The 15814-nt window shown below is 56.2% G+C and carries 18 protein-coding genes; 12 read left to right on the top strand and 6 right to left on the bottom strand.

Going from position 1 to position 15814, the window contains the following annotated elements:
* Positions 1–44: 44 nt before the first annotated feature.
* The 3 genes from ACW55A_RS06680 to ACW55A_RS06670 form a co-directional block, all read right to left on the bottom strand.
* The gene (locus ACW55A_RS06680) at positions 45–851 is read right to left on the bottom strand and encodes a c-type cytochrome (protein WP_498810636.1); all 807 of its coding nucleotides are present in this window, start codon (positions 849–851) and stop codon (positions 45–47) included.
* A gap of 155 nt (positions 852–1006) precedes the next feature.
* Positions 1007–1381: a hypothetical protein gene (locus tag ACW55A_RS06675; protein WP_236471204.1), complete on the bottom strand. Its 375-nt coding sequence runs from the start codon at positions 1379–1381 to the stop codon at positions 1007–1009.
* An 86-nt stretch (positions 1382–1467) separates the two neighbouring features.
* Positions 1468–1749 (bottom strand): hypothetical protein, encoded by a 282-nt coding sequence (locus tag ACW55A_RS06670; RefSeq protein ID WP_455807721.1) that lies wholly within the window; start codon positions 1747–1749, stop codon positions 1468–1470.
* A 452-nt stretch (positions 1750–2201) separates the two neighbouring features.
* Between ACW55A_RS06670 and ACW55A_RS06665 the strand changes: the two genes are divergently transcribed.
* From ACW55A_RS06665 to ACW55A_RS06630, 8 genes are all read left to right on the top strand, one after another.
* A complete protein-coding gene (locus ACW55A_RS06665; protein WP_498810637.1) occupies positions 2202–2549 on the top strand; it encodes a type I restriction enzyme HsdR N-terminal domain-containing protein in 348 nt (115 codons plus the stop codon).
* A 301-nt stretch (positions 2550–2850) separates the two neighbouring features.
* The gene (locus tag ACW55A_RS06660) at positions 2851–3129 is read left to right on the top strand and encodes a hypothetical protein (RefSeq protein WP_046265756.1); all 279 of its coding nucleotides are present in this window, start codon (positions 2851–2853) and stop codon (positions 3127–3129) included.
* Between the two features lie 308 nt (positions 3130–3437).
* On the top strand, positions 3438–4160 hold the full coding sequence (locus ACW55A_RS06655) for a GntR family transcriptional regulator (protein ID WP_044308305.1): 723 nt from the start codon (positions 3438–3440) through the stop codon (positions 4158–4160).
* Positions 4157–4945 carry an SDR family oxidoreductase gene (locus tag ACW55A_RS06650; RefSeq protein ID WP_455807719.1) on the top strand — a complete coding sequence of 263 codons (789 nt, stop codon included), beginning with the start codon at positions 4157–4159 and terminating at the stop codon, positions 4943–4945. The genes ACW55A_RS06655 and ACW55A_RS06650 overlap by 4 nt, the downstream gene beginning before the upstream one ends.
* A 90-nt stretch (positions 4946–5035) precedes the next feature.
* Entirely contained in the window at positions 5036–5968 is a 933-nt protein-coding gene (gene kce, locus ACW55A_RS06645) for a 3,5-dioxohexanoate:acetyl-CoA acetone transferase (RefSeq protein ID WP_003432995.1), read from the top strand.
* Positions 5969–6015: 47 nt separating this feature from the next.
* Positions 6016–6894, top strand: coding sequence for an SMP-30/gluconolactonase/LRE family protein (locus tag ACW55A_RS06640; protein WP_046719564.1), 879 nt, complete (start codon positions 6016–6018; stop codon positions 6892–6894).
* A gap of 83 nt (positions 6895–6977) precedes the next feature.
* Positions 6978–8300 carry an MFS transporter gene (locus ACW55A_RS06635; protein WP_003432993.1) on the top strand — a complete coding sequence of 441 codons (1323 nt, stop codon included), beginning with the start codon at positions 6978–6980 and terminating at the stop codon, positions 8298–8300.
* Positions 8301–8880: 580 nt separating this feature from the next.
* On the top strand, positions 8881–10512 hold the full coding sequence (locus ACW55A_RS06630) for a methyl-accepting chemotaxis protein (protein ID WP_498810638.1): 1632 nt from the start codon (positions 8881–8883) through the stop codon (positions 10510–10512).
* Between the two features lie 127 nt (positions 10513–10639).
* Here the strand turns inward: ACW55A_RS06630 and ACW55A_RS06625 are convergent, their stop codons facing one another.
* On the bottom strand, positions 10640–10999 hold the full coding sequence (locus ACW55A_RS06625; RefSeq protein ID WP_455807718.1) for a hypothetical protein: 360 nt from the start codon (positions 10997–10999) through the stop codon (positions 10640–10642).
* Between the two features lie 179 nt (positions 11000–11178).
* Between ACW55A_RS06625 and ACW55A_RS06620 the strand changes: the two genes are divergently transcribed.
* From ACW55A_RS06620 to ACW55A_RS06610, 3 genes are all read left to right on the top strand, one after another.
* Positions 11179–11520 carry an immunity protein PIM1 family protein gene (locus ACW55A_RS06620; protein ID WP_498810639.1) on the top strand — a complete coding sequence of 114 codons (342 nt, stop codon included), beginning with the start codon at positions 11179–11181 and terminating at the stop codon, positions 11518–11520.
* Between the two features lie 93 nt (positions 11521–11613).
* A complete protein-coding gene (locus ACW55A_RS06615; RefSeq protein WP_268950692.1) occupies positions 11614–12183 on the top strand; it encodes a hypothetical protein in 570 nt (189 codons plus the stop codon).
* A 75-nt stretch (positions 12184–12258) separates the two neighbouring features.
* Positions 12259–12822, top strand: a complete 564-nt coding sequence (locus tag ACW55A_RS06610; protein WP_058396800.1) for a DUF6891 domain-containing protein — start codon at positions 12259–12261, stop codon at positions 12820–12822.
* A gap of 12 nt (positions 12823–12834) precedes the next feature.
* Here ACW55A_RS06610 and ACW55A_RS06605 read toward each other — a convergent pair whose 3' ends face one another.
* Positions 12835–13134 carry an ArsR/SmtB family transcription factor gene (locus ACW55A_RS06605; protein WP_032607433.1) on the bottom strand — a complete coding sequence of 100 codons (300 nt, stop codon included), beginning with the start codon at positions 13132–13134 and terminating at the stop codon, positions 12835–12837.
* Between the two features lie 95 nt (positions 13135–13229).
* Here ACW55A_RS06605 and ACW55A_RS06600 point away from each other — a divergent pair, with 95 nt between their 5' ends.
* Entirely contained in the window at positions 13230–14321 is a 1092-nt protein-coding gene (locus tag ACW55A_RS06600) for an NADH:flavin oxidoreductase/NADH oxidase (protein WP_498810640.1), read from the top strand.
* Between the two features lie 38 nt (positions 14322–14359).
* Here ACW55A_RS06600 and ACW55A_RS06595 read toward each other — a convergent pair whose 3' ends face one another.
* The gene (locus ACW55A_RS06595) at positions 14360–15802 is read right to left on the bottom strand and encodes an efflux transporter outer membrane subunit (protein WP_498810641.1); all 1443 of its coding nucleotides are present in this window, start codon (positions 15800–15802) and stop codon (positions 14360–14362) included.
* Positions 15803–15814: the final 12 nt, after the last annotated feature.

Genomic DNA, 15814 nt, shown 5'->3' with positions numbered 1-15814 from the left:
AAAACGTATTTCAGCTCGTGCTGTCGTGCCATCGTTGAATAGGATCAAGGCTTTATCTTGCGTCCAGCCATATGGTGCAAATACGCTATCAGCATCTGCAAGTCAGCATCCGGCAATACCGCTTCCGAAAACGCGGGCATCTTCGCCTGAGGCCACTGACGCAAATCCTGAGGGTTTCGAATGTAGAGCTTGAGTAAATCCATTCCCAAATATTCGGTCGGGTTGTAGGGAATGTTTAGATCCGGCCCAAACTGCGCATCGCCCGCCCCGTTCAATCGATGACAAGCCAAACAGTTTTTCTGAAATAGCGCGAACCCTTTATTGACCGGGTCATCAGTCTTGAGCACAGGGTCTGGTAACAGAGCGGGGAAACGCTCGGCAACCGAAGTCATGCTCTTAATGCTGGCCACTTGAAACGGCCATTGCTCTGGGCTGATATTTCCAACCTGAGGGTCTGTCCATACTAGGTAGAAAGGCCCTGCACTAGGTTTGCCAGCGGCCAGCGGTGGCCATGGATGGGCAGGATCTTCAATCGCCAACCAAGCCCGTGCGCCTTTGTCGTTGAGTAATGGCGCCGCGGCCAGCTCTGCGGCAAACCCGTCCAGAGCGACTGCCTGCAGGTGGTCACTGGGCTTGATGCCTGTCAGTAGCACACTCAAGGGCACGGCGTAATAAGTCATGTCCTTCTTGTAGGCCACATCACTTTTAACTGTAATGACTTGCAGTTGAGGATGGGTTAGTAAATCTTCTGTTTGCCAAGTGCGACTGATCTGCCCCAACTGCATGTCCAGTTGAGCCGCGGAAAGCTGCCCGCTCAGCAACAGAGCACCGAATAGAATAAGTGCTTTCAAGGATCTCTCCCTTACCATCAACGGCGGTAAGTCTGTCACAGCCAAACGGACGTGAATAGCTGGCTGACTCAGGATGGCTATTTTTTATGGGATCAATAGACATCCGCTGTCGGCTTCCTGAGCCGTGATCGCCTGTCGGAGGGGGGGGCGTTCTACTATTTTTTCGGCGCGCTTCGCTGGCTGTTGAGCGACTGTGGCAGCTTATTCGCGCACTGCGGGTCTTCGGTAAAGCCTCGTCCATCGCAGTGTGTGCAATCGTCACGCACTGCGAATCCATCCAGGCAGTGAAGGCATCTGATAAATATCGAGTAGCTATGACGCTCCCATAGCGAAACGTAAGCCTTGAAGTCGCCTTGGTCGAGAGCTATCGCTGAGGCGTCGACGAGCGCTCGATATTGATCCTCATCGCTCAGGCGTTGATAGCTCACGCCGTTGATCTGCCTGGATTGCTCAACCAGCGTCAGCGTCTGCCCGGTTTCGGTATAGATGTAGCGACCCTCGAGCACGCCGTACTTCTTGTAGTCCCTCATGATGAGGTCGTTTTTCTCATCGAGAAAAGCGAAGTGGGCGGCGTGATAGGGCGACTGGTCGGCCTCATGAAGCACGTATCGGGAGTTCAGCAGGCTTCCAACACAATGCCGCCCTTGTTGTAGGCCAGATAGTCCGACGCCTGATGCCGCCATTCGTGGTTGCCTTCCTCGGTGAAGTGGCAGAAAGCAGCGCTGGCCAGCTCGAAGAGCTCAAAGCGCTCCAGTGGATCGACCAGCCCGCCAGCCTGCATGTCTTCGGCCATGCGTGCCAGAAACCGGTAGGTGACTGCAGGGTTTGTCCATTGCCTCCTGTCGTTGAGCCGCTTGTGCCATTCGGCCAAGGCTTCTGAGCTATTGCTCTCGTTCATGGAGGTGATTCTCAATTGCTGTATGGATATACAGTGGTTGAGTGTTTCGGATTTGGGGAGTGGTGTTTGTCGGCAGGACGCCGGGGGAGGCGGGGAAGGTCGCGTTTTGCTCTGACTGAGCCTGGAGTTTGACGCGCAAAACTCAGGCTGTAGGCCTTGTGTTTACGTGTGCGAAACCACAAAAAAGGCCGATTTTTGCTGCAGCTTTTAGGGTGTTTTTTATTTACAATTCAAAGACTTATAGTTGTATGGTCCCCAGCATGGGGTGCTAGGGGTCGAGTGTTCGAATCACTCCGTCCCGACCATATTTTTCAATGACTTAGCTCGGTTCGGAAGCGGCCGGGCTTTGTCATTTATGCGATTTACCGTTTTTGGTTGCCAATTAGTTGCCAATTGAGATTGACTGCACAATAGTTCAGGACTGGCGGGCATAGCATCTAGGGTGGTGCATCATGGATAAGAAGCACCTGTCTGAGCGGGATATTTGCACCAAGTTCATAACCCCAGCCATCCAGCAGGCAGGTTGGCAGCAGCATCAGTTTCGTGAAGAGGTTAATCTCACTGACGGCCGAGTTATGGTGCGTGGAAAGCTTGCTGTGCGCATCAAGAATCCCGAAGCTAAAGGTGGTCCGAAGCGCGCCGACTTCGTGCTATATGCCCGTCCAGATTTGCCGATCGCTGTACTTGAGGCCAAACAGGCTAAGTTTTCCGTTGGGCATGGCATGCAGCAGGCATTGTCGTATTCAGAAATGCTGGACGCTCCTTTTGCTATTAGCAGTAATGGCGATTCAGGGCAGTAAAATCGGAGATTCTCAGTGGCGAGCGATGAGGTCTATGCGGAACTGACAAGATTACTAAACGCAGCCTCCATCAGATATCAAGGATCCGAGCACTAGTCCCGTTTCAAAACTATCTCATGGATCAATAGGTGAGGCTGTCAGGCCCTAGTCAATCATATTTTTCTGCTAATCTGACGCCCCCACTTTTCTTGAATTGGCATGACTTGTTCCCGCCGCTGAGGCTCAGTTTGAGAGGCCTATTGGAGCTTCGCGATTCGGTTCGGCTACTATCGAGCAGATCAATTTATGTATGGATGCACTGATGCTCAATGATTCCGATACCTTGGGAAGTGCTTTCAAGCGTGCGTTTTACCGGGTCGACGGTATAACCATGTATGCGTGTTGGGCGATATGGGTGGGGGTGCTGATTTGGGACCTGCTTGGTTCGGAAGGCTCGGGGATCCACACGGTTGTCCTGATTCTGATAGGCCTTTTAAATCCTTTCCTGTTTCTGCTGCTTGGCCTTTGGCGTTTACCCGGTCTGCTGACGGCATTGATTATCATCGGCATCAATATCAAGTTTTTATTCGCTTGGCTTTGAACCTTAAGACCTATGTAAAACGCGGTATTGGGGGCTGAAACCTTCTCGCGCTGCTTGCTTGCACATAAAACGCCTGTCGCTTTTTATAAGAGGCACAGCCCCGTGCCAGCGTCCTCATCCAGCCACTCGGAATAGCCAATAGCTGTTACCTAAAAGCCGTGGCGACGTTCCCCTGCACCAACGCTTTGCGCGTGTGCCTGCGACGCGAGCTCCGACTAAGGTGCACACCACCTCCAAAAAAACAATTTGACATATGTTATTTGTGATCACATATTTGCTCCATAAGAAAGCCAATATGAGTCACTCCCATGACAGATCGTCCCATCCTCCTGCCCGCCATGCGGCAGGTCTCTCGCGATACCCTCCAGGACCAAGTCTACCGGCAGATCCGTGAAGCACTGATGAGCGGGCGCTTTCAGCCGGGTCAAAAGCTGACGATCCGTGGTCTTGCCGAGGCGCTGGGTTCCAGTCCGATGCCGGTGCGCGAGGCGTTGAATCGTCTTAGCGCCGAGAACGCCTTCGAAGTCACCGAAACCGCCCGGCTGCGCGTGCCCATGATGACCCCGGAGCGGCTGCGCGAGATTCGCGATGCGCGGGTTGCGCTGGAGGGGCTGTTGGCCGAGAAAGCCGTGGTTCTGATCAACGACGCCGATCTTGCCGACATCAGCCAGCTCTGCGGGCAGATGCAGACGGCTGCTGACAGCGTTGATGTCGCGCTCTATCTGTGGACCAACTTTGCCTTTCACCGGCGCATTTATGCGGTCGCCAAGGCTGAGTTGATCGTTGCGGCAGTGGAGAATTTCTGGCTGCACATCGGTCCGTGTTTCGCGCTGGTTGCGCCTGACAAGGCGCATCTTCAGCGTTCGATGGAAGCACACAACCGTATCGTCGAGGCGCTGGCGGCGCGTGATGGGGCGGCCGCTCGTGCAGCGGTCACCGACGACATCATGCAGGCTGCCGACTCTCTGACACGCCTGATCGCAAAGAGCGACCGCTCCAGGTCGCGGGTCTCGGGAGTGAAAAAAGCATGAGTGTTCTCAATCGGCTGGTTCCCTACACAGGGCTGCGCGTCCTGATTTCCGGTGGTGCCGCCGGGATCGGTGAGGTGTTGGCGGCGGCTTATATGGAAGCCGGGGCAAAGGTACATGTGTGTGATGTCAGCGAGGCGGCCATTTCAGCATTCCTTGATCGCCATCCAGGCAGCGTTGCCACGCGCGCAGACGTTGCTGATCCGGTGCAGATCGAAGCGGTGTTCAGGGTGCAGCGTGAACAGTTCGGCGGTCTTGATGTGCTGATCAATAACGCCGGAATCGCTGGCCCTACGGCAGGCATTGATGCCATTAGTGAAGAGGAGTGGCAGCGCACCATTGATATCAATCTCACTGGGCAGTACCGCTTCGCTCATCACGCGGTGCCGTTGCTCAAGGACTCACCCAACGCTCACCTGATCCATATCGCCTCGGTCGCTGGTCGCCTGGGCTATGCCTGGCGCACCCCGTATGCCGCGACCAAGTGGGCGATTGTCGGGCTGATGAAGTCGCTGGCGTCCGAATTGGGTGAAAGTGATATCCGCGTCAATGCCTTGCTGCCGGGTATCGTCGAAGGTCCGCGCATGGATGGGGTGATTCGGGCCCGTGCACAGCAGATGAACGTGCCGGAGGAGGAGATGCGCGAGGAGTACCTGAAAAAGATTTCGCTCAAGCGCATGGTCACCGCCGAGGATGTTGCTGCGATGGCGCTCTTTCTGTGTTCGCCCGCCGCCCGCAACGTCACGGGTCAGGCCATCAGTGTGGATGGCAACGTCGAGTACCTCTGAGGATTCGGCCCGATAGCAACGATGACCGGACATCTTCCGAGTCATGTTCCACATCAGACTTCTCGCCAACAACAAGAATGGAGAATGCTCATGCCCAAGAAACGTCCGGTCATCATCACCTGCGCAGTGACGGGTGCGATCCACACGCCGTCGATGTCGCCTCATTTGCCGATCACGCCGCAGGAAATAGCCGATGCAGCCATCGGTGCCGCCGAGGCCGGAGCCTCGATCGTTCATTTGCACGCCCGCGACCCACATGACGGAAGGCCCAGTCAGGATGTCGATCTGTTTCGGCAGTTCCTGCCGCAGATCAAGGCCAAGAGCGACGTGGTGATCAATATCACCACGGGCGGTGCCCCGACCATGGGCGTGGAAGAGCGCCTGCAGCCGGTGGCGCAGCTCAAGCCGGAACTGGCCTCGTTGAACATGGGGTCAATGAACTTCGGGCTGTACGAAATGCTCGATCGCTACAGCGAATTCAAGCACGACTGGGAGCGTCCTTATCTGGCCGACAGCGACGACCGGATTTTCCGCAACACCTTCCGCGATATCGCGCACATCCTCAATACCTGCGCCGAAAACCGCACACGCTTTGAAATTGAATGCTACGACATCGGTCATCTGTATACCGCAGCGCACTTCCTGCAGCGCGGGTTGCTCAAGGCACCGATTTTCATACAGTCGGTATTCGGTTTGCGTGGCGGTATCGGCGGGCATCCTGAAGACCTGGCGCATATGCGCCGTACGGCTGATCGCCTGTTTGGCGATGCCTATCAGTGGTCGATCCTGGGGGCCGGTCGCAATCAGATTCCGCTGGGCACCATGGGCCTGTCGATGGGCAGCCATGTGCGGGTCGGTCTGGAGGATTCGTTGTGGGATGGACCGGGCAAACTGGCGGCGTCCAATGCCGATCAGGTCAAGCGTATCCGCACAGTGATCGAAGCGCTGGGCGGGCAGGTGGCAACGCCGGACCAAGCCCGTGAAATGCTTGATTTGAAGGGGCAGGACAAGGTTAATTTCTAGCGGCCGCAAAATGTGTCATCTCAATAACAACAAGACAGAGGTGAAAAATGCGTATCGAAATCGTTGTCGACGTTAAGACCACGCTGGGCGAAGGCCCGGTCTGGGATGTCGAGCAACAGCGCCTGTACTGGATCGACAGCTTCGACGGCCGCGTTCTGCGCTGCACCGACGACGGGCGCGAACTGCGCGCCTGGGATGTCGGTCAGAAAATCGGCTCCATGGCCTTGCGCAAGCACGGCGATGCGGCGCTCGTGGCGTTGCAGACGGGTATCTACAACCTTGACTTGCCGAGCGGTGATCTCGAGCTGATCGTCGACCCCGAACCGGGGCTGCCGAACAATCGACTCAATGATGGCAAGGTCGATCGGCAGGGCCGGTTCATCGTGGGCTCGATGGACACGCAGGAGGATCAGGCCAGCGCCAAGCTGTATCGCCTCGATCCGGACCTTAGCCTGCACACCCTGGATGAAGGCATCATCGTGTCGAACGGTCCTTGCTGGAGTCCGGGCGGGGAAACCTTTTATTTCGCCGACACCTGGTCAGGGGAGATCTGGACCTACGATTACGACAACGCCAGCGGCGCAGTCGCCGACAGACGTACGTTTGCCAAGGTCGACACCTCAGGCGGAGGGGCGGCGGATGGCTGCACCGTGGATGCCGAAGGCTGTCTGTGGCAAGCGCTGGTGTATGCCGGAAAACTGGTGCGCTATACCCCCGACGGGCAGGTGGATCGCATCATCGACATGCCGGTGAAAAAAGTGACCAGTCTGACCTTCGGCGGCCCGAATCTGGACACATTGTTTGTCACCTCCATGGCCAAGCCGCCATTGCCGCGCTTTCCGGAAGATGGCCAGCAGCGCGGTGCCCTGTTCGCCATCACCGGACTGGGTGTGAAAGGCATCGCCGAGCGGCGCTTTGCCAGTTAACCCGTCGACAGACTGAACCTGAACGTTAAGGACGACTGGACCCTTTCTCGCAGGGGCGTGTGCGGCACGCCTGGAGATTTCCCATGCCAAATAACAAGAACGCATCGCTGGGCAAGATTCATCGTTTTTCGTGGGTGTCGTTGCTGGTCTGCTGGATGATCTGGATTCTGAATGCCTACGATCGCGAGATCGTCTTGCGTCTGGGCCCAACGATTTCCAAGCATTTCGACCTGTCTGCGGACCAGTGGGGGACGGTAGCTACGGTGGTCATGCTGGCGCTGGCCGTTCTCGATATACCCGGCTCCATCTGGAGTGATCGTTACGGCGGGGGCTGGAAACGGGCGCGCTTTCAGGTGCCGTTGGTACTGGGTTACACCGCGCTGTCGTTTTTGTCGGGCTTCAAGGCATTGAGTGGCAGCCTCGCCAGTTTCATTGCCTTGCGGGTCGGGGTGAACCTGGGCGCTGGCTGGGGCGAACCGGTCGGCGTCAGCAACACTGCCGAGTGGTGGCCTGTTGAACGCCGTGGTTTTGCCTTGGGCGCGCACCATACCGGTTACCCCATCGGCGCGATGCTCAGCGGCATTGTCGCCAGTTTCGTGATCAGCACCTACGGTGAGGAAAACTGGCGTTATGTGTTCTTCTTCGCCTTCGTGGTTGCGTTGCCACTGATGATCTTCTGGGCACGCTACTCCACGGCCGAGCGTATCACTCAACTGTACGTGGACATCGCTGCCAAAGGCATGACCCCGCCGGACAGCACGCCATCGACCAATGTAAAAGGCCAGGTCTGGAAGTCGGTAAAAGCGACGCTGAGTAACCGCAATATCGCCCTGACTGCCGGTAACACCCTGCTCACGCAGGTGGTGTACATGGGCGTCAATATTGTTCTGCCGGCCTACCTGTACAACATCCTCAACCTGTCGCTGGCCGAGTCGGCGGGGATGAGCGTCGTGTTCACGTTGACCGGCATTCTCGGGCAACTGATCTGGCCTTCGCTGTCGGACATCATCGGCCGGCGCATCACCTTGATCATCTGTGGCATATGGATGGCGCTCAGTGTCGGGGCCTTTTACTTCGCCAACACCATCCTGATCGTCATCGCCGTGCAGTTGCTTTTCGGCCTGGTAGCCAATGCCGTCTGGCCCATCTACTACGCAGTCGCTTCCGACTCTGCACAACCTTCGGCAACCTCTACAGCCAACGGGATCATCACCACGGCGATGTTCATCGGCGGCGGTATTGCCCCGGTGCTGATGGGGACGCTGATTTCCATGGGCGGCGGCTGGACCAGCCTCAGCGGTTATACCGTGTGCTTTTTCGTGATGGCCGGTTGCGCGTTGGGCGGGGCGTTTTTGCAACTGTTTTCACACCGTCCGGAATTGCTGACAGCGCAGCGGAGCGTGTAAGGGTGACAAGGAAGGTCACTTGGTTTTGATCTTTCAGAACGGGAAGTCACTCTGTAATGACGCGCTGTATCTGCACAGATGCGTCGGCCTGCGGGGACCAGAAAGAGAACGTCAGTTCTCAACATCTGTCCCCGTATCAGCCAAAAAGTGCCACTTTCAAGAGCGTCAGCATGCGTTTGCCGGACCATACAGCCAATGGGAGTGGAAGAATAAAGTATTACTTTTTCCTGGCATTACTTGTTGTGCAGCGACATCTGAGCTGTCGCGATCAGTACATGCCTTTACTATCAGAGGCAAAAAATTGACGTCATAAAAACTGGACCGTCAAGTTTTTTGAGTCGTACAGTGAATGAAATGCCAAGTGTAATAAAAATTTTTTAACCTTTAATATCAACAGGTTGGGTGGAATTAGAGCCTTTATTCAGGTTCGATGAAATGACGGTCTCTAAAGTTACTGAGCTGGCGGGCGACATGAGTAATATCTCAATGACATCAATCATAAAAGTTGGTTCAGCCTATTTTTACGAGCGATAACGCCCACCATGCAAGCCACGGAACGGCTATGTTCAGGATCGACATCATGTTCAGCAAACTCAGCAAACTCAGCATCTCGCAAAAGCTTTACTTCAGCTTTGCCGCGATCATCGTATTTATCGCCGTCCTTGTCGCGAGTGCTTACAGAGGCTTCGAGCAGGTCGAGGAAGCCACCAACAGCAATGTCCATACGTACCAGGTGCTGAGCGAAGCTCAACTTGCCCTTGAACAGCTGATCAATATCGAAACTGGCATGCGCGGCTTTGTCATTGCCTCGAAGGATGCGTTTCTGGAGCCATTGGTGGCGGGGGAAAAGCGCTTCATCGAAGAGCTCGATTCGCTCAAGCGCCTGACAGCCGACAATGCGGAGCAGCAGCGCCGCCTGGCTGCACTGGGTGAAACCCAGAAGCGCTGGCTTGACGAGGATATCAATCCGATCATCGCCCTGCGCCGCGATCTGACAGCACGCAATGCGGCTGATGATGAACTGGATGCACGCATCACCTCGGGGGCTGACAAAGCCAAAATGGACAGCATGCGCGCTCTGCTGGCTGAGATCAGCGGCACCGAGCAGAAGTTGCTGCTTCAACGCAGCCAGGAAATGGCGGATGCCAAGCGGCTTGCGATCATGATCCTGATGTGCGGTGGCCTGGCAGCTGCCGTTCTGGCGATGATACTGGCCGCGGCACTGGGACGCAGCACCACGGCGCGCCTGCAACTGGCCATTGATGCCGCAACAGCAATTGCCAATGGCAAGCTGGATACCGTGATCGACACCAGCAGCCACGATGAACTGCCGAAAGCTTTTGATCGTATGCAGAATCGTCTGCGCGAGATGATTCAACAGATCAGCCAGGCCGCCAATCAACTGGTCGTTGCCGTACAACAGATTTCCGGTGCGTCCGAGCAACTGTCCGGTGCGATCCAGGAACAGTCGACGTCCGCCTCGGCGATGGCGGCCACGATCGAAGAGTTGACCGTCAGCATCCATCACGTTTCCGAAAACGCCGACGAGGCGCATGAACTCGCCAGCCGTTCGGGGCAGCAGTCGAAAGATGGTGCGCAGGTCATCGAAAACACCTTGTCCAGCATGAATGGCATCGCCCGGACCGTGCAGCTGTCTTCTACTCAGGTCGCAGGCCTGGGTCAGCACTCCGAGCACATTTCATCGATCGTCAGCGTGATTCAGGGCATTGCCGACCAGACCAACCTGCTGGCTCTCAACGCTGCCATCGAGGCTGCTCGGGCCGGTGAGCAAGGCCGTGGCTTCGCAGTGGTTGCTGACGAGGTACGCCTGCTGGCGCAGAACACTGGCAAATCCACCAAGGAAATCGCCGGGATGATCGAGAAAATTCAGGCGGGCGTGCGGGAAACCGTCGAGAGCATGCGTAGCGGCGTTCAGGAAGTGAACGAAGGCGTCGAAATGGCGGGCACCGCCGGTCAGGCGATCATCGAGATTCGCGACAGTTCGGGCAAGGTTCTGCAGGTGGTCGACCAGATATCCTTCGCACTGCGTGAGCAAACCGCAGCGAGCCAGGATGTCGCGCGTAACGTCGAGCGTTCTGCGCAAATGGCTGAACAGAACAACATGTCGGTTCAGGAACTGCTCAAGACCAGCGGCGGCCTGAAGACCCTCGCCACCAGCCTGCAGACGGAAGTGGGCAAGTTTCGGCTTTAAGGTCTGAGGACTGCTCGTAAACACGCTTAGGCTGCTGAAAACCCCGGGATTAGTCGATGGTTAATCCCGGTTTTTTTATGATTGCTCATAGTCGGTGTCCGCCGGGCCTTTATGCGGTGCTGCTTGCTCAGTAATACCCAAGCCTGCGCAAGGCGTCGACCACCTGCATGACGGGACCAAGCCGTGCTTGAATGTTCAGGTATTCTTCGGAAAAGCCCCAGGAACCATCCGGCTTTTTAACCAGGTATTGTGCTTCCCAGTCTCGACCCCGATGAAAAACGTCCGGAATGGCGCGTGCCAGGCTGGTCAGGTCTGCTTGATTAAAACCGGTTTCCAGCAGGATCCTAGTGCGACGCAGTGCATCTTCATAATGGGGCGTTTGTGCAAGTCCCATACGTATTGAGAAGGGGACCAGGTTAGCAAGGCCGCGTTCGAGCTGCCGCAATTGCTGGATGCGCTCTGCTGTCGTGTAGAAATGTTGATTCATTTCTCTGCATGATGCTCGCGCTGGAAAGGCTGAAGAGTAGTGAGCCCTTTGTCCGTTAGCCAGGTTTCGTAATGGGCTTGGTAAGCTACCCATCTGACAGCGAATAGGCTAGAGAACTATCTTATGAGTGATACACACCTGAACCATTTTCCCTTTCTGGTTCTGCGGATGCTGGTCTTGTGAGTGCCGATAATCTGGACGGGTTATGGGAGCTGGTTCGCCCACCGTCATTCTTCCAAACGCTCTGTGCCTGTGAGGCTGACTGGGACCGAGTGCTTGATGCCAGGGATGATGAATTTTTTGATCAGTTATGGACCCTGCATCATGTCGCCTTGCAGGCAACACCTTTAGCTCGTGATATGACTGAGTCGATCAACCTGCTCAGAGAGCATGTATTCAAAGAGGTCTTATCAATCTCGCGAAATGCCAATCTTGCCGGCTATGTCTCCGATGACTTTGGCTTGATCGCTCATCACCTGGCGATCCAGGCTCCCACCATCATGGGTGACCGGATTACTTGACCTATACGTTCGTGGCAATTTCCCCCATCAGCCCTGAGACGCCCTGAGCCCTCAATTATTCATCGCTGATCAATACGTACATCGGATAGTCCTATGAAAAATCAGGCAAATATAGAGACATTCACTGCTGGGGCGGTCATCTTTGATCCGGCTGTATTGTGCCGGTTTGCCGCAGCGTACTGCCCGGAAGTTGGCGATCTGTTTGCGTTTTTTATCGAAGAGAGTGAAGTGGGGCGGCTGGCCGTACAAGCTGGTGTGGTCTTGCCGATGTATGAAATTCCTGAAGCGCACTATCTGTTTCGCTTGAGTGAAAAGAGCGACGATTTGCCAATCGAGCTTCCCGGAGCGGTTATTCAGCACAACGGTATTCCATTGAGAATCGAATCGGGTGTGTTGGTGGTTGCAGATCTGTATGCGCTGATGGACTGGGATCCTGCATTCTTCCTGAATTTCAAAGATCAGCGTGCTCTTGGGCTCGGCAACGCCGACTACCTTGAAGTCTCATCAGGACTTTATTCAATGGGCTTCACAGGCTTGGTGGAAGCGAATGGCGATTGCACCCGCTTGGTTTATGAACTGTCTCTCGACTCCGTCGAAACTTTGCCTGTCCTGCATGAGTCAGCATGTTTTGGTGAGTGGGATTTCGCCATAAAACATAGTTAGTGGCTGCAACCGCGCGATGATCCGGCCTGACCGTCCCCACGCTGTCCGCTTGAATTTCACAAGGAAGACACGCCGATGAACGAAAGTGAACAGTATGTTACTGACAGCATCAAAATCTGGGTCTGGTCCGGGTTTTACAGTGCGCAAGAGATGGATGAGATGATCGAAGACATCATTGACGACGATTGCGACGTCGCGGTGCTGAAAGCCTTTATTGCGCAGGAGCTGAAGCAAAAGCTCGAAGCCGAACGCCTCTGGCCGAAGATCACCGATTGTGATCGACTGGACGTTGTTTTTTACCATCTGCATGAAGCGGGGATCTGTGCGCTGTCCAACGCGGGTTACACGATGTCGGATGGATACTCGGAGGTTGCCCAGGCTGATCATGACGCGCCAGACGGTCATTATCATGGCTACTGTTTCTATCACGGGCAAGATGTCGAGCGTGTGGTTGAAGGCGGCGAGCTGATGATCGCTTTCGGTTCGCTAGATGATGATCCCTTGAAAGGCGTCGGCGTTGGTCAAAAGGTGTGCGGAGCGTTGAGAACTGCCGGCTTTCAGGTGACCTGGAATGAAACTGACGAGCAGCGCATCGAAATTCATGCAATGAAATGGCAGCGCAGGTTGTCTCAGGGCTGATGCCTTTTTACGTCAATGCTGAGCCAGAATACTGTCCAGCAGACCCGGGAACCGGCTCTCAAGCACCTGTTTGCGTAGCGAGTTCATGTGCGTGGTGCCCACGTTGCGCGTCTGTACAAGCCCGGCATCGCGCAGCACGCGGAAATGATGGGACATGCTCGATTTAGGGCGTCCGCCGTCCAGTTCGCCGCAGGTGGCTTCTGCGACGCCGGCCAGGCAGCGCACGATTCCCATGCGAACGGGATCACTCAAGGCATAGAGTAAGCGTTCGAGTGTGAGGTCTTCAGGATCGGGGTGTTGGAAGGTTCGCATGGAGGGGATGATATCAAGGCTTCCGTTTATTGCCATAGTTCGATTACCATCGAACAACTGAAATCAAAAGTCATCTGGCCTACGGGAGCTTTCCAATGTCTGCATTGTTCGAACCCTTCAAACTGAAAGACGTTACGCTGCGCAACCGAATTGCCATTCCTCCGATGTGCCAGTACTCGGCAACCGAAGGTGTCATCAACGACTGGCACCACGTGCACCTGGCCAGCATGGCACGTGGCGGTGCTGGTCTGTTGGTGGTCGAAGCTACCGCCGTTGCGCCGGAAGGACGTATCACTCCCGGTTGCACCGGTATCTGGAACGATGAACAGGCACAGGCATTCGTACCTGTCGTCAAAGCCATCAAGGCCGCAGGTTGCGTGCCGGGTATTCAGATTGCCCACGCGGGTCGCAAGGCCAGTGCCAATCGTCCATGGGAAGGTGATGACCATATCGCTGCTTCCGATTCGCGTGGCTGGGACACTATCGCTCCGTCCGCCATTGCGTTCGGTGCCAACCTGCCGAAAGTCCCGCGCGCCATGACCCTGGACGACATCGCGCGTGTTCGCCAGAACTTCGTCGATGCTGCGCGTCGCGCCCGCGATGCCGGCTTTGAATGGATCGAGCTGCATTTTGCCCACGGCTACCTGGGGCAGAGCTTCTTCTCCGAGCACTCCAACCAACGCACCGATGCGTACGGCGGCAGCTTCGATAACCGCAGCCGTTTCCTGCTGGAAACCCTGGTCGCAGTACGTGAAGTCTGGCCTGAGAACCTGCCGCTCACCGCACGTTTTGGCGTGATCGAATACGACGGTCGCGACGAGCAGACGCTTGCCGAGCCAATCGAACTGGCGCGCCGCTTCAAGGCTGGCGGGCTGGATCTGTTGAGCGTCAGCGTCGGTTTCAGCACGCCGGACGCCAACATTCCGTGGGGGCCTGCGTTCATGGGACCGATCGCCGAGCGTGTGCGTCGTGAAGCGGATATTGCAGTGACCAGCGCCTGGGGCTTCGGCGAGCCGAAGCTGGCTGAAGAGGCGGTCAAGTCAGGCCAGCTCGATCTGGTCTCGATTGGCCGTGCGCATCTGGCCGATCCTCATTGGGCCTATTTCGCGGCGAAAGAACTGGGCGTTGAAAAGTCGGCCTGGACCTTGCCGGCGCCTTACGCTCACTGGCTTGAACGTTATCGCTGAGTACGCCTGATCTGAAAGGATGCGTTCCTTGGTGACACCTACAGTGTAGGCATCTTCTCTTCAGGTGAAGTGGTGGAAGGCATTTGCCAACCACCACCCAGCGCTTTGAAGACGGCGACCGCCGCCTGTGCGGATTCGACCTGTGCCTGCGCCTTGGCGTCAGCGACCTGCAGCATTTTCTCGTCAGCGCGCAGAACCTCGATCAAACTGGCAGCACCTTTGCTGTAGCTTGCGAATGAGGATTGCCGGGCTGAAGCAAGTGCAGTTTCTCCTTTACCCAGCATTGCAGCTTGAGTTTCGCGGCTGGTCAACGAAGAAAAAGCGTTTTCAACGTCCTCAGTGGCGCGCAAAACTGACTGTCGATAAGCCGCCAGAGCTTCTGCCTCTTGTCCTTTGGCTTGTCTGATCCGGGCGTTCACCCGGCCGAAATCAAAAAGCCTCCAGCGAAGCCCCAAAATACCTGCTGACTGACTGGCACCATCGGTAAACAGGTTGCCGCTCGACACGGCTGTGGCGCTGCCCAGCAGTGCGCTGAGTGAGAGTTTGGGGTAATACTCGCTGATCGCCACGCCGATACGTGCGTTGGAAGCGGCGAGGCGCCGCTCGGCCACGATCAGATCAGGTCTGCGACGGAGAAGATCGGCTGGCGTTCCTGTCGACGTAAGTTCGGGTGCGTGTGGGATTCGACCTGTTTCAGCCAGAGAGCTCCGGTGAGTGCCAGGCGGCACGCCCAACATCACATCTAGCGCGTTCATCGCCGCGTCGAGACCTGTTTGCAGAATAGGCACTGTTGCCTGCACCTGTAAAAGCTCCGCTTCGATCTGACGAGCTTCATATTCCGGGGACAGACCACGCTCATGAAGGAGCTGGACTTTTTCCAGCAGGTCCTGCCGGGTTTTAACCTGTCGGTTCGCGATTGCCAGTCTGGCTTGCAGACCACGGACGGTGATGTAGGTATCAGCGGTCTGGGCTGCCACAGCCAGCCTGGCAGCCGCAACACCTGCCTGCGAAGCTTGATATTCAGCCAGTGCAGCCTGTCGGCTGCGTCTCAAACCGCCAAAAACGTCCAGCTCCCAGCTTGCCGTCAGATTGGCTTCATAGGAATTGCCATAACGATCGTAGCCACCGGGTTGGGCAAACAGCACAGAACGAAACAGTGCCGGGTCCAGCACGTCCAGGTCCAGATGGATCGCCAGGTGTCTTGCACCGGTTTCCTCAAGCCACTGCAGCACCGGTTCGCTGGAGTGCGCCAGCGCCTGTGCATCGGCGCTGCGCAGCCCGAGACGCTTGATGAATGCGCTTTCGACCTCAAGCATTTCCTGCAGGCCCGCGTACATCACATTGGCCGGCTTGATCGGGCGTTTCACGGCATCGACGAAATCCTTGTCACCTTCGCCCAGCAGATTGCCCATGACCATCGCGTGCGCATGCTGGAAGTCTCTGGGTGTCATGACGTCCGGGTGAGCGTCGACCCACAGCACGGCAAGGTCACC

The organism is Plantibacter cousiniae (nom. nud.), from assembly GCF_977070315.1.
This window is presented reverse-complemented; position numbering and strand designations above follow the sequence as displayed.

What these genes read in the sequence shown, in the direction of transcription:
- ACW55A_RS06600 (WP_498810640.1), top strand. Translation starts at nt 13,230, where the DNA reads ATGTCTGCATTGTTCGAACCCTTCAAACTGAAAGACGTTACGCTGCGC.
- ACW55A_RS06625 (WP_455807718.1), bottom strand. Translation starts at nt 10,999, where the DNA reads ATGAATCAACATTTCTACACGACAGCAGAGCGCATCCAGCAATTGCGG.
- ACW55A_RS06610 (WP_058396800.1), top strand. Translation starts at nt 12,259, where the DNA reads ATGAACGAAAGTGAACAGTATGTTACTGACAGCATCAAAATCTGGGTC.
- ACW55A_RS06635 (WP_003432993.1), top strand. Translation starts at nt 6,978, where the DNA reads ATGCCAAATAACAAGAACGCATCGCTGGGCAAGATTCATCGTTTTTCG.
- ACW55A_RS06605 (WP_032607433.1), bottom strand. Translation starts at nt 13,134, where the DNA reads ATGCGAACCTTCCAACACCCCGATCCTGAAGACCTCACACTCGAACGC.
- kce (WP_003432995.1), top strand. Translation starts at nt 5,036, where the DNA reads ATGCCCAAGAAACGTCCGGTCATCATCACCTGCGCAGTGACGGGTGCG.
- ACW55A_RS06630 (WP_498810638.1), top strand. Translation starts at nt 8,881, where the DNA reads ATGTTCAGCAAACTCAGCAAACTCAGCATCTCGCAAAAGCTTTACTTC.
- ACW55A_RS06640 (WP_046719564.1), top strand. Translation starts at nt 6,016, where the DNA reads ATGCGTATCGAAATCGTTGTCGACGTTAAGACCACGCTGGGCGAAGGC.
- ACW55A_RS06615 (WP_268950692.1), top strand. Translation starts at nt 11,614, where the DNA reads ATGAAAAATCAGGCAAATATAGAGACATTCACTGCTGGGGCGGTCATC.
- ACW55A_RS06665 (WP_498810637.1), top strand. Translation starts at nt 2,202, where the DNA reads ATGGATAAGAAGCACCTGTCTGAGCGGGATATTTGCACCAAGTTCATA.
- ACW55A_RS06660 (WP_046265756.1), top strand. Translation starts at nt 2,851, where the DNA reads ATGCTCAATGATTCCGATACCTTGGGAAGTGCTTTCAAGCGTGCGTTT.
- ACW55A_RS06655 (WP_044308305.1), top strand. Translation starts at nt 3,438, where the DNA reads ATGACAGATCGTCCCATCCTCCTGCCCGCCATGCGGCAGGTCTCTCGC.
- ACW55A_RS06670 (WP_455807721.1), bottom strand. Translation starts at nt 1,749, where the DNA reads ATGAACGAGAGCAATAGCTCAGAAGCCTTGGCCGAATGGCACAAGCGG.
- ACW55A_RS06675 (WP_236471204.1), bottom strand. Translation starts at nt 1,381, where the DNA reads ATGAGGGACTACAAGAAGTACGGCGTGCTCGAGGGTCGCTACATCTAT.
- ACW55A_RS06650 (WP_455807719.1), top strand. Translation starts at nt 4,157, where the DNA reads ATGAGTGTTCTCAATCGGCTGGTTCCCTACACAGGGCTGCGCGTCCTG.